The organism is uncultured Algibacter sp. (assembly GCF_947495675.1).
Classification (GTDB): Bacteria; Bacteroidota; Bacteroidia; order Flavobacteriales; family Flavobacteriaceae; genus Algibacter_B.
In genome coordinates this window covers 102,258-115,303 of record NZ_CANLZX010000014.1, presented here as the reverse complement: position 1 = coordinate 115,303, position 13,046 = coordinate 102,258, and the positions used below count along the sequence as shown (strand labels likewise).

The 13,046-nt window shown below is 29.9% G+C and carries 9 protein-coding genes; 3 read left to right on the top strand and 6 right to left on the bottom strand.

What is annotated here, in order from left to right; genetic code table 11:
- The first annotated feature begins 157 nt into the window (after nucleotides 1-157).
- The 3 genes from Q0842_RS11105 to Q0842_RS11095 all read left to right on the top strand — a co-directional run bounded on the left by Q0842_RS11105 (nucleotide 158) and on the right by Q0842_RS11095 (nucleotide 4,940).
- Entirely contained in the window at nucleotides 158-1,489 is a 1,332-nt protein-coding gene (locus Q0842_RS11105; protein ID WP_298498014.1) for an exonuclease domain-containing protein, read from the top strand.
- 355 nt (nucleotides 1,490-1,844) lie between these two features.
- Nucleotides 1,845-4,283, top strand: coding sequence for a helix-turn-helix domain-containing protein (locus tag Q0842_RS11100; protein WP_298498013.1), 2,439 nt, complete (start codon nucleotides 1,845-1,847; stop codon nucleotides 4,281-4,283).
- A 171-nt stretch (nucleotides 4,284-4,454) separates the two neighbouring features.
- Complete coding sequence (locus tag Q0842_RS11095; RefSeq protein WP_298498012.1) at nucleotides 4,455-4,940, top strand: DinB family protein; 486 nt, start codon at nucleotides 4,455-4,457, stop codon at nucleotides 4,938-4,940.
- Between the two features lie 16 nt (nucleotides 4,941-4,956).
- On the opposite strand, the gene Q0842_RS11090 is transcribed toward Q0842_RS11095, so the two are convergent.
- The 6 genes from Q0842_RS11090 to rplS form a co-directional block, all read right to left on the bottom strand.
- Nucleotides 4,957-5,190 carry a DUF6095 family protein gene (locus Q0842_RS11090; protein ID WP_298498011.1) on the bottom strand — a complete coding sequence of 78 codons (234 nt, stop codon included), beginning with the start codon at nucleotides 5,188-5,190 and terminating at the stop codon, nucleotides 4,957-4,959.
- Nucleotides 5,180-5,998, bottom strand: coding sequence for an N-acetylmuramic acid 6-phosphate etherase (gene murQ, locus Q0842_RS11085; protein ID WP_298498009.1), 819 nt, complete (start codon nucleotides 5,996-5,998; stop codon nucleotides 5,180-5,182). Before murQ ends, Q0842_RS11090 begins: the two co-directional genes overlap by 11 nt.
- A 60-nt stretch (nucleotides 5,999-6,058) precedes the next feature.
- Nucleotides 6,059-6,874: a DUF4249 domain-containing protein gene (locus Q0842_RS11080; protein ID WP_298498007.1), complete on the bottom strand. Its 816-nt coding sequence runs from the start codon at nucleotides 6,872-6,874 to the stop codon at nucleotides 6,059-6,061.
- Nucleotides 6,875-6,878: 4 nt separating this feature from the next.
- On the bottom strand, nucleotides 6,879-9,254 hold the full coding sequence (locus tag Q0842_RS11075; protein WP_298498005.1) for a TonB-dependent receptor: 2,376 nt from the start codon (nucleotides 9,252-9,254) through the stop codon (nucleotides 6,879-6,881).
- 76 nt (nucleotides 9,255-9,330) lie between these two features.
- On the bottom strand, nucleotides 9,331-11,541 hold the full coding sequence (locus Q0842_RS11070) for an NADP-dependent isocitrate dehydrogenase (RefSeq protein WP_298498003.1): 2,211 nt from the start codon (nucleotides 11,539-11,541) through the stop codon (nucleotides 9,331-9,333).
- Between the two features lie 832 nt (nucleotides 11,542-12,373).
- The gene (gene rplS / locus Q0842_RS11065; protein ID WP_298498001.1) at nucleotides 12,374-12,724 is read right to left on the bottom strand and encodes a 50S ribosomal protein L19; all 351 of its coding nucleotides are present in this window, start codon (nucleotides 12,722-12,724) and stop codon (nucleotides 12,374-12,376) included.
- Between the last annotated feature and the right edge of the window lie 322 nt (nucleotides 12,725-13,046).

The window sequence follows — 13,046 nt, the reverse complement described above, 5'->3', positions numbered from 1 at the left end:
GATGGTACTACATTTGTGGGAGAGTAGGTCGTTGCCTTTTTTAATCCTCAACATTTATTTGTTGAGGATTTTTTTTGTTATAGTTTGAAATATTAATTATAAATTTTAAAGTTGTAATTCTTTATTAATATCTTTAAGATTCTTGAATCTCTTAAAAATGATTTACACAATTATAGATGTTGAAACCTCTGGTAGAAGTAATAAGCTTACCGAAATTTCCATTTTTAAATATGATGGTTCAAAGATTATTGATGAATTTACATCATTAATTAATCCAGAATTATATATTCCAGATTACATTACTGCGCTCACAGGAATTGATAACAGTATGGTAGCCAATGCACCTACATTTTCCGAAATCGCCAACACTATTTTATCTTTTACCAAAGACTGTATTTTTGTAGCTCATAATGTAAATTTTGATTACAACGCTATTAGAAATGAATTTAAAGCCATAAATATAGTTTTCAATAGAAAAAAACTTTGTACCATACGGTTAGCTAGGAAATTAATTCCAGGACATAAATCGTATAGTTTAGGGAAACTTTGTAAAGCTTTAAACATAAGAATAGTTGGCAGACACAGAGCAAGAGGAGATGCCGAAGCTACCGTAATTTTGTTCAAAATGCTTCTTAATCAAGAAAATGCAGAAATTGTATTTAACGATTTCTTAAAAAAATCATCTAAAGAAGCGACATTACCATCGCATTTGTCAACCTCGGTTTTTAATAATTTACCAAACACTCCAGGCGTGTATTATTTTAAAAATAAAAAGGGTAAAATTATTTATGTTGGCAAAGCCAAAGATATTAAAAAGCGGGTATTAAGTCATTTTTATAGTAAAGCGAAGAAATCTTTAGCTATGTGTCGCGAAACTGCCGATATAGACTTTACACTTTCTGGTACTGAGCTTATTGCTTTACTTATGGAAGATGCTGCAATTAAACAGCATTACCCAGAATTTAATCAAGTGTCAAAACGTACACCAAAAATGTATGCTATTTTTAGTTATACCGACCGAAAAGGTATTATTCATATAGCTTATAACACACTAAAAGCTACACCAAACCCAATACTAACTTTAAATTCTATAACAGATTGCCGAGAGCAAATTGAAAAGATTTGTAGCCAGTTTGAACTTTGCCCTAAATATTATCATTTACAAGATACTGTTGCTAAATGTAATCACTTTAAAATACATACTTGTAAAGGTATCTGTGAAGACCAAGAAACTTTTAAACAGTATAACAAACGTGTTATAAATGCAATTGAAAGCCTAAATAACAATTTAAAAGATGTAATTTTAAAACAAAAAGGTAGGCACGAACGGGAAGATGCTTTTATTATGATTGAAAAGGGTACTTACCTAGGATATGGTTTTATTGATAAAAATGAACATATAAATAATACTGAAGATTTAGAAACCTTTTTAATTCCACAAAAAGATAATAGCGATATTCAAAAGATAATTAGGAACTTGATAATGTAATTGAGATTTTTGAACGATATAGTAAATAGTTATTATTTCATAATTTTATAAAGTATTATTAATTAACTTCTTCAATTCTATTATAGATTGCCTTATGTTTATATTCTTATTAGTAAACTTAGTTAATAAGAAACGTTAATTATTTAACCTAAATATTAGTTGAATTGACACGAGAACGTTAGTAGTTGTTACTTTTAGCTTAGCGAAAATAAAGTTAAACTAGTAATGGCTTTTTGTTTAAAATTTAGATATCTAAACGGTTATAAACTGATAATTGTTATATTTTAATTTTTATAAATTTGTTCAGAAAATAATCCAAATTATTATCTTGAAATTTTAAATCTTAAATTGTTTAATGGCTGAAAATAGGGAACTGGAATTGGCTTGGTCGTTTGTTAACAATACAAACCGATCAATTTTTTTAACAGGTAAAGCAGGTACTGGTAAAACAACGTTTTTACATCGATTAAAAATGAGTAGTTTAAAACGTTTGGTGGTAGTTGCACCTACAGGTGTAGCAGCTATTAATGCTAAAGGGGTAACTATACATTCATTTTTTCAGATGCCTTTTGGTCCAATTTTACCTGATACAGACTTAAATGCAGGTAAGGGTTTTAATAGGAAGTTTAGCAAAACAAAAATAAATATTATTAAGTCGATGGACTTATTGGTTATTGACGAAATTAGTATGGTGCGAGCCGATTTACTTGATGGAATTGATAAAACCTTACGTCGTTTTAGAAACCGCAATAAGGTGTTTGGTGGTGTACAGGTTTTAATGATTGGAGATTTGCAACAACTATCTCCAGTAATTAAAGAACAAGAGTGGGAGCTTTTAAAACCGTTTTATGCCAATGGTTTCTTTTTTAGTAGTTATGCGTTCCAGCAATGTGATGCGATTACTATTGAATTAAAGCATATCTATAGACAAGAGAATCCTAAATTTATTAAAATCTTAAATGAGATTAGGAATAATAGATTGAGTGATGCTAGTGCAGCCGAGTTAAATAAACGGCATGTGCCAAATTTTATTCCAGAGCCAGATGCGGGATACATATCGTTAACTACACATAATAATAAAGCAGAGGCAACTAATAGCGCAGAATTAGCAAAATTATCTAGTAAGACAATTACATATAATGCAGAAGTAGATGGAAAATTTCCTGAGTATGCATACCCAAATGCTAAGCGATTGGAGTTAAAAGTTGGTGCCCAAGTAATGTTTGTGAAAAATGACAGTAAACCAGAAAAACGTTATTTTAATGGTAAGATAGGTAAAGTGATTTTATTAGATAACGATGAAGTGGTTGTACATTGTCCTGATGATGATTTTAATATTAATGTGACACCCGAAATTTGGGAGAATATTAATTACTCGGTTGATGTTGAAACAAAAGAGATTACTGAAGAAAAAATTGGGAGTTATACCCAAATGCCTCTTAGATTAGCGTGGAGTATAACCATACACAAAAGTCAGGGTTTAACGTTTGAAAAAGCGATTATTGATGCTCAAGGAGCTTTTGCACATGGGCAAACGTATGTGGCTTTAAGTAGGTGTAAATCTCTGGAAGGTTTAGTATTGAAAAGTAAAATTAATTCAAGCCAGATTATTAGTGATGGAAATGTAACTACATTTAATGAAAATGCAGAGCAAAATACACCCGATGAAAGTGTTTTGGAGCATTCTAAGGCCAATTTTCAGTTGGATTTAATCGCAGAAGTGTTTGATTTTTACAAGTTTTTGTATCCTCTAAATCGAATTTTAGATATCTTTTATAAGAATAGAACAATAATTAAAGGAGCTATAGACGATGTGTTTTTACCAATTAAAGAAATTATTGCAAATTTTTTAAAGGTGGCCAATGGTTTTAATGCACAATTAAAACAGCTTGCTGAAACTGGTGGTTTACCAGTGCAAAGCCCGTTAATTCAAGGACGTTTTAAAAAAGGAATAGGATATTTTAAAACTGAAACAGAGTCTAAAATTGTGACACCTCTAAAAACATTTGCCTTTACTACCGATAACCAAGCGGTAGGAAGCGAGATTACCAAAAACTTAGATGCTTTTGAAGACTTATTAGCTGTAAAACTTCTTTATTTTAATGGGCTATTTGATGGTTTTAGTGCAGAACGAATTTTGGAACTTAGAGCAAAATCTGTTTTTATTGGGAAAGAAAGTCCAAAAAAAACAAGGAAAGCAGTTGTTGAAGGTACAAGTAATGTTGTACTTTTCGAGAAATTACGATTACTTAGAAATGATATTGCCGATGAGAAAGATTTGATTCATTATCAGATTTTTACTCAGAAGGCTTTATATGAAATGTGTGAAACTTTACCAACAAATAAGGTTGAATTGCTAAAGGTTAATGGTATGGGTAAAACACGAGTTGAAAAATATGGTGCTGCCATTTTGAAAGTGATAAAAGCCTATTGTGATGAACAGGATATTGAAGTTTCTGCAGAAGTTGAGATTTTTGAAGTTGAGAAACCTAAACGACAAAAGGGAGATACAAAAAAAGAATCTTTAGCACTTTTTAAATCTGGTAAATCTGTTGCAGATATTGCAAATGCTCGCGAATTGAATGTAAATACGATTATTGGCCATTTAGCTAGTTTTATACCAACTGGCGAAGTGAAAATAACAGATTTGATGTCTGATGAATTTTATGAGGAGTTAAAAATATTAATACCAAAGAAAAAATTTGAAAACTTATCTGATTTGAAACATCAGTTAGATGATAAGTATAGTTATGGTGAATTAAGGTTGGTTTTAGAAGAATTAAATTCCAAATAATATAACCATAAATACAAAGTAAATCAATAAAATTTAAATGTATAATTTCTTTTTTATGTTTGGCTAAATGCTGTAACAAAACTTTTTTTATAAGTTTGTAAGGATTTTATTGTGTTTAGACTAAATGTTAATACTTAATAAAATTCGAATTATTTAGTTAATTTAGTGTCCATGAACATTATTATCCAATCTACTCTTAAAACACTTAAAAAGTCTCAAGTTTTATTAGATCATTTATCCAATAATCAATTATGTGATGCTTCAGTACCGCCTTACCATTCTAGTATTGGTTCTCATATTAGACATATTCTAGATTTTTATGATTGTATTTGTAATGTTAATACAGAAAATAAAGTTGACTTAACTGCTAGAAGTAGAAATAAGAATGTTGAAGCAGATTGTGTATGTGCTAAAGATTATTTGAAACAAATAATTGAAAGATTAAACGCTGCATCTTTTGATATTAATGACAATATTTTAGTAATTGATGATTTAGGAATAGGAAAAACAGAGATTCCTTATACATATGGTTCTTTGTTAGCACAAGCTAATAGCCATACTATTCACCATTATGCCATTATTAATTATATTTTTGATAGTTTAGGCATTGTTATTAATGATTCGGATTTTGGATATAATCCTACTACACCAAAATAATATTTGGTTTGTTGTGTTATTTTTTTTTGAACATACTATTCATAATTAGCCTTATCCCTTTAAAAATTAAGAATATAGCAAAAGCACAAATTAAACAACCAATTATTAAAAGCGGGATATATAGTTTATCATCTGGTTTACTAAATGCAAAACTTAACAAAACAGGTCCCATTAGCAAGCTTAAAGCAGCAAATATTAATGTTTTTACACCTTGAAAAAGCATGATCTTATCAGTTTTATTATCTTCCATTATTATAATATTTTATTGCGTTTCTCACACTTTTATGTTTATTTAATAATTTTAATGCTTCATTTTCAGAAACATTTATTTCTTTCATAATCATTTTCGCACCTCTATCAACAAGTTTATTATTGCTAAGTTGCATATCTACCATTTTATTTCCTTTTACATGTCCCAATTGAATCATAGTAGAAGTGGTAATCATATTCAATACTAGTTTTTGAGCAGTACCGGCTTTCATTCTAGAACTACCAGTAACAAATTCTGGACCTACAACAACATCAATTGGAAACTTAGCAACATTAGAAAGAGGACTGTTTTTGTTACAAGAAATAGAACCTGTAGTAATATGGTTTAAATTACAGGTTTCTAATGCAGAAATAACATACGGAGTGGTACCAGAAGCTGCAATACCAATTACAATATCTTTAGTGTTAACATTATGTTTTTGTAAATCTTTCCAGCCTTGAGTTTTAGAATCTTCGGCAAATTCAACAGCTTTTCTTATCGCAGAATCTCCACCTGCAATTAATCCAATAACTAAATCAAATGATACACCAAAAGTAGGAGGGCATTCTGAAGCATCTACAATACCTAATCTACCACTAGTTCCTGCTCCCATGTAAAATAAACGGCCACCATTCTTTAATTTTTCAACAATCTGATGGACTAATATTTCAATTTGTGGTATAGCTTTTTCAACAGCATTAGGAACGGTTTTATCTTCTTTATTTATGTTTAGTAATAATTCTGAAACACTCATTTTTTCCAAATGATTGTGGTTAGAATCTTGCTCGGTGGTTTTAATAAAACTCATATGTCAAAAATACATAAAATTTGAAGTATACAGAATAGAAAATAGCTGTAGAACTTACAATTATTCAACTACATAAGTAAAAACATCTGTTTCAGAAACCCTAAAATAGCCAAATGGATAATTATCAGGATTTGTCTGGTTTACACAATTACCTCTTACAGTAGCAGGTTGAGTTTGAAAAGGGTCTCCTGAATCTTCGTCGGTTTGTTGCAATAGAATATTTAAATACTCATAAGTGCGTTTAGAAATACCAGAATTTATAATAAGAATTTGATCTTCGCTTACTAAATCTTCATCAGAATAAAATGCAAAAATTTGGTTACCATCTGTAAATTCATCATCGTATACTTCAAGAGAGGAGGTATTTCTATCTAAAATATAAAATTCAAAGAGATAAAAATTTTCTACGTTTTTTGGGTCTGAGTAATATGCTTTTATTTCAATTTCTTCGCCAGAAAAACCACCATCATTTTTTTGTTCAACATATTCAATAGGTGCCACAGGTAGCATAGTTTCAGTAGCCACATAAGTTTCGTTGTTGTATAGAATATTTAAATAATATATTTCGCCAATCTCTGGAACAAAATTTTTATTTTTATAAATTCCAGTATTATCTTCTTCTAAAAAATTAAATATAAAATTTTTAGAATTTGTAACAGTTACAGTAGCACCTGTTGCAGGTGGTACATTATCATCAAAATATGGTGCAGTAAGAGTAAGTTTAATAAATTGATTGTTTCCAGTAGAGCCTTTATTCCAATGAATAGAAGCATCAATAACTAATCTTGGATCAGCAGTATTAACGTCGACATCTATAACATCTTCACATGATATAAATAGAAAACTGATAAGTATTAATTTGAATATTTTTTTCATTATCCTAAAATTTAAAATTATAAGAAATTGATGGAACTATTCCGAAAATTGACAAACGCGTAGCTTCATTTGTACCTGTTACATCGTTTTGCCCAAAAGATATTGATGCAGCATTCCTTCTATTATAAAGGTTATAGAAACCAAACACCCATTCGCCTATCCATCCTTCTTTTTTATTTGGTCTTGGTGTATAACTTAAAGAAACATCAAGTCTGTGATAAGCTGGAAGTCTATCTGAATTTCTGCCATTATAATTTGGAATACTCAAGCCATTGTATTCATATTGGCCATTTGGAAATGTTGCAGGTTGTCCAGTTTGAAATAAGAAATTGGTATTGATTTTCCATTTTTCATTCCAATCATAACTTCCTGTGAATGAAATGTCATGTGTTTTATCAAAAGGAGTATTGTACCAATTCCCATTGTTTATACCTAGCTCAGTATCTGTTCTTCCAGGGGTTTGCTGTTCTGATTTTGATAAAGTATACGCTAACCAGCCTTTAAAACGGCCTTCGTTTTTTCTAATTAAAACTTCTAGTCCGTAAGCTCTAGATTTTCCGTTTAGAATTACTTGTTCAATGGCATTATTAGCTATTAAATCAGCACCATCAATATAATCAATTCTATTTTTAACGTTTTTGTAAAAACTTTCAACCTCAAGAGAATAGGAATTATCGTTAAAATTTTTAAAATAACCAATAGCGTATTGATCTAATAGTTGGGGTTTAATATATTTACCACTAGGTGTCCAAATATCCAATGGTGTAGGAGAACTAGTGTTTGAAAGTAGATGTAAATATTGTGCCATACGATTATAACTCAATTTTACAGAACTTTTGGTATTTAATTGATATGCTAAAGATGCTCTTGGCTCTAAATTATAAAAACTTTCAATAACATCACTTCGCTTAAAAGATTCAGTACCTACTGGGTCTGCTTTTTCATATATTTGAAAATCTTCATTAAACAAAACGGCCTGGTCATCATTGTACAAGTTTAATTCATCTTGTCCTAAACGATGAAAACTACTTAAACGAAGTCCGTATGATAATGCTAATTTATCAGATACTTTATGTTCAGTGTCTAAATAAATAGCATTTTCAAAGGCATATTTATCAATAAGTTTAAAGGGGTTTATCCCAGATGATTCTACTGTTGGTTTAATTTCTCCAGGATTAAACTTGTAATAAATACTGTTTAAACCATATTGTAGTTTTATTTTATCGGTTAAATAATGTTTAAAATCATATTTTAAATTGAAATTTTGAATTCCAGAAACCCAATCAAATTCAACAAAATTCAATTTTAAATCATAATAATAATCAGAATAAATTAGAGATAAATTAGAGAATAACTTATTTGAAAACAAATGATTCCATCTAAAATTCAAAACAGAATTACCATATGTGTTTTCAAAAGTATCTTCAATTCTAAAAACATCTCTACCAAAATAACCAGAAAGATAAATGTTATTATTATCATTTAATTTATAACTTAATTTAGTGTTTAAATCATAGAAGTATGCAATATTATCAATATCAAAAAGGGGTAAAAATAAATGCGCATAACTTGATCTTCCTCCTAAAAGGAAAGAGCCTTTGTCTTTTTTTAGTGGCCCTTCTAACAATAGTCTACTAGATACAATACCAATACCTCCATTTGCATGAAAGTCTTTATTGTTTCCTTCTTTTTGATAAATATCTAAAACAGAAGACACTCTGCCACCATAACGAGCAGGAATACCACCTTTAAATAATTTTAAATCTTTTATAGCATCTGGATTAAAAACAGAAAAGAATCCAAATAAATGTGAGGAGTTATAAATAGTGGCTTCGTCTAAAAGAATCAAATTTTGATCTGCAGCGCCACCACGAACATTAAATCCGGAAGATCCTTCACCTGCATTAGTAACACCTGGCAATAAGGTTATTGCTTTAATAATATCAGATTCACCTAGTACAACAGGTATATCTTTAATGGTTCCAGAAGTTAATTTATTTACACTCATTTGAGGTGTTCTTATATTGAGTTTTTCAATATTTTCGGTAATAACAACTTCATCTAAATTTTCTATAGTATCTGTTAAGCTAAAGTTTTTTGAGATATCGTCTGTAAGATTAATTTTTTCGTAAACTGTTGCGTAGCCTAAATAGCTAATTACAATATTATATGTGCCTTTTGGGAGTGTAATAGAATAGAAACCATATTCGTTTGTGGTTGTTCCGGCGGATAGTTCTGGAAAAATAATGTTAACCCCAATTAGGGTTTCATTACTTTTTTCTTCATAAATGGTTCCACTAAGTGTGAATTTTTCTTGTGCGTTAATTATAGGAATTGAAAAATAAAACGCAAAAAGAAACCATACTAAAGGATTCTTCATGTATTAGCTTTTTTTTATAAAAGTATAAAAAAAAGCCCCTTATTAGGGGCTTTTGATAATTATATTGATGTTATTTTTATTTTAAAATAGCATTAAATGTTTTACTAGGTCTCATTACATTGTTAATTAAATCTTCATTAGGTTCGTAATAACCTCCTATATCAGTAGGTTTACCTTGAATATCATTTAATTCTTTAACTATAGTTATTTCATTATCTGCTAATTGTTTTGCGATAGGTGTGAATTCAGCTTTTAAAGTTTCATCTTTATTTTGTTTAGCCAATTCATTTGCCCAATACATAGCTAAGTAAAAGTGACTTCCTCTATTATCTAATTCTCCAGCTTTTCTAGAAGGGCCTTTACTGTTTTCTAATAATTTGTCAGTCGCATCATCTAAAGTTTCACTTAAAATTTTAGCTTTAGCATTATTATTAACTTGGCTAAAATGTTCTAAAGAAACTGCAAGTGCTAAAAATTCTCCTAAAGAATCCCAACGTAAATGATTTTCTTCAAGTAATTGTTGAACATGTTTTGGTGCAGAACCACCAGCACCAGTTTCAAATAAACCACCTCCATTCATTAAAGGAACTATAGATAACATTTTTGCGCTAGTACCAACTTCTAGTATAGGGAATAAATCTGTTAAGTAATCACGTAATACATTTCCTGAAACTGAAATGGTATCTTGCCCTTTTATAAGTCTAGCACATGTAAATTTAGTAGCCTCAATTGGAGATAAGATTCTTAAATCTAATCCTGAAGTATCATGATCTTTTAAGTATGTGTTAACTTTTTTGATTATTTCTGCATCATGAGCTCTTTTTTCATCCAACCAAAATACAGCAGGGGTTTCAGAAGCTCTAGCACGAGTTACTGCTAATTTAACCCAGTCTTGAATTGGAGCATCTTTAGTTTGGCACATTCTCCAGATATCGCCTTCTTCAACTGTATGTTCTAATAATGTGCTTCCAGAAGCATCAATTACTTTAACAGTTCCGTTTGCAGGAATTTCGAAAGTTTTATCATGAGAACCATATTCTTCAGCTTTTTGAGCCATAAGTCCAACATTAGGAACAGTTCCCATTGTTGTAGGATCGAAAGCACCGTTTTCTTTGCAAAAATCTATAGTTGCTGAATAAATCCCTGCATAACTACTATCTGGAATTACTGCTTTTGTGTCTTGTAGTTTACCTTCAGCATTCCACATTTGGCCAGAAGTACGAATCATTGCTGGCATGGATGCATCAATAATAACATCACTAGGTACATGTAAATTTGTAATTCCTTTATCAGAATTTACCATAGCTATGCTAGGTCCTTTTTTATAAGTAGCTTCTATATCAGCTTCAATAGCTTTACGTTCAGTATCTGGTAATTCTTGAATACGCTCTAGTAAGTTTCCTAAACCAGAATTAACGTTAACGCCAATATTTTCAAAAACTTCACTATACTTAGCAAAAACATTCTTAAAGAATATTTTAACGGCATGACCAAAAATGATTGGATCGCTCACTTTCATCATGGTGCCTTTCATATGTAAAGAAAATAATACACCTTTATCTCTTGCATCATCAACTTGTTTGTTTAAAAAGTTGACTAATGCTTTCTTATTCATTACTGTAGCATCAATAATTTCGCCTTTTAGTAAAGGAAAACTTTCTTTTAAAACAGTTGTATTACCACTATTATCTGTATGTTCTATAGTTATACTTGTTGCATCATTTAATGTTACAGATTTTTCATTGTGTGCAAAATCACCTTCACTCATTGTTGCAACATGAGTTTTAGAATCGCTAGTCCAAACACCCATAGAGTGAGGGTTTTTCTTAGCATAATTTTTAACTGCTTTAGGTGCACGTCTGTCACTATTTCCTTCACGTAGAACTGGATTAACAGCACTACCTTTTATTTTGTCGTAACGCGATTTAATATCTTTTTCGGTATCAGTTTCAGCATCACTAGGATAATCTGGAATATTAAAACCTTTAGATTGTAATTCTTTTATAGCGCTTTTTAATTGTGGAACCGAAGCACTAATATTTGGTAGTTTTACAATATTAGCTTCTGGTTTTTTTGCTAATTCACCTAGTATTGCTAAATCATCAGTAACACGTTGGTCTTCATTTAAAAAATCTGGAAATACAGCTAAAATTCTAGCTGCTAAAGAAATATCTTTAGTTTCAATATTAATACCCGAAGATTTAACAAACGCTTGAACAATAGGTAGTAATGAGCGTGTTGCTAAAGCAGGAGCTTCGTCAGTTTTTGTATAAATGATTTTAGACATTTGTGTCGTTTTTTTTGAATTAATACTTAGTTAGTAATTGAGACTTAATTACGATAACGTTTTCGCGGTGCGAATATACAAAAATTGACATTTAATAATGTTCAAATTTTTATTGAAAAAACATAAAAGATGAATTTTTAATAGAAAACCAAAATAGGGAAGAGTAAGTGATAATTTAATAAAAACAAAAGCCATATCACTACAGAACTTAATCTACGTTGATATGGCTTTTTTGAAATAACTCTGCGTGACCTAATGAGTATTACTACTCATGTTTGTTTAAAATTTTCATTTAAACTATTTCAGTTCAAGTGTTGTTATTTCAACGAAACATTATTGTAATTTTCAAAATGTATTGACTTATTACTAAAATGTTTCTGTAACTGTTTTCTTGATACTAGTTGTTACCTCTTCACTTTCGTGTTAAAATCGCAATTAGCATTGCTTGCATTACAACATTTACTTTCGCTTGTGTTGCTTTTTAAGCTTTCCATCATATTAGTGTTCATCTACTTTCGCATATGATACCTTTACAATGTCATGGTTTTTTTGTTTTCTCACGCATACACGTGGTTCAATAAAACCTCAAAAACAATTATATAAAGAACGTTACCTTATTTAGAAAGTTATGTAAATTCGTTGTTGAGGCGAAACCAACCAAAGGATTGTCATTTTTTTCTTTTGTAAATATAGCATGACACTTTGAAAAAAACAATTTTTTAAGTATTTAGATATCAACTAACTATTAACCATTGTTATTAACAAAAGTTAATAAAAAAAGCCTTGATAAATATCAAGGCTTTTAAATACTGCAATTGCAGGAATATTGTTATTAACGTCTACGTTCAGTAATTCTAGCTTTTTTACCAGTAAGACCTCTAAAGTAGTAGATACGAGCTCTACGCACTTTACCACGTTTGTTAACTTCTATTTTTTGTAATGCAGGTAAGTTAATTGGGAAGATACGCTCTACACCAATAGATCCTGACATTTTTCTAATTGTAAAAGTTTCTGAAGTTCCAGATCCTCTTCTTTGAATTACTGTACCTCTAAAAAACTGAGTACGTGTTTTGTTACCCTCTTTAATTTCGTAGAATACTGTAATAGTATCACCAGCTGCAAATTCAGGTAAATCTTTTCTTGTTACAAATTCGTCTTGTACAAATTTTACTAAAGATTCCATATCTTTAAATTTAATTATAATTAATTCAGAACAACATTCACGATTCTCGCCAGAGGTTAACCCGAAATTGGCTGCAAAAATAAGTATTAATTAATAATCTGCAACGTTTTACTTATATTTTTTTAAGTGTTTCTGTTTGCTTAGAAATTTAAGGACGATATTATGTTTTATATTAGCAAAAAGCCAGGCTATCCGCTAACTTTATATTACTTTTTAATGGTAATAAAGAATGCCACTTCTATCCTTAACATAATTGTATGATATTCTATATATACTAATAGTTTTAATTTGTAACTATAAAGTTGTAGATTAATTAGTTCTT

What these genes read in the sequence shown, in the direction of transcription:
- rplS (WP_298498001.1), bottom strand. Translation starts at nt 12,724, where the DNA reads ATGGAATCTTTAGTAAAATTTGTACAAGACGAATTTGTAACAAGAAAA.
- Q0842_RS11080 (WP_298498007.1), bottom strand. Translation starts at nt 6,874, where the DNA reads ATGAAAAAAATATTCAAATTAATACTTATCAGTTTTCTATTTATATCA.
- Q0842_RS11070 (WP_298498003.1), bottom strand. Translation starts at nt 11,541, where the DNA reads ATGTCTAAAATCATTTATACAAAAACTGACGAAGCTCCTGCTTTAGCA.
- Q0842_RS11100 (WP_298498013.1), top strand. Translation starts at nt 1,845, where the DNA reads ATGGCTGAAAATAGGGAACTGGAATTGGCTTGGTCGTTTGTTAACAAT.
- Q0842_RS11090 (WP_298498011.1), bottom strand. Translation starts at nt 5,190, where the DNA reads ATGGAAGATAATAAAACTGATAAGATCATGCTTTTTCAAGGTGTAAAA.
- Q0842_RS11095 (WP_298498012.1), top strand. Translation starts at nt 4,455, where the DNA reads ATGAACATTATTATCCAATCTACTCTTAAAACACTTAAAAAGTCTCAA.
- murQ (WP_298498009.1), bottom strand. Translation starts at nt 5,998, where the DNA reads ATGAGTTTTATTAAAACCACCGAGCAAGATTCTAACCACAATCATTTG.
- Q0842_RS11105 (WP_298498014.1), top strand. Translation starts at nt 158, where the DNA reads ATGATTTACACAATTATAGATGTTGAAACCTCTGGTAGAAGTAATAAG.
- Q0842_RS11075 (WP_298498005.1), bottom strand. Translation starts at nt 9,254, where the DNA reads ATGAAGAATCCTTTAGTATGGTTTCTTTTTGCGTTTTATTTTTCAATT.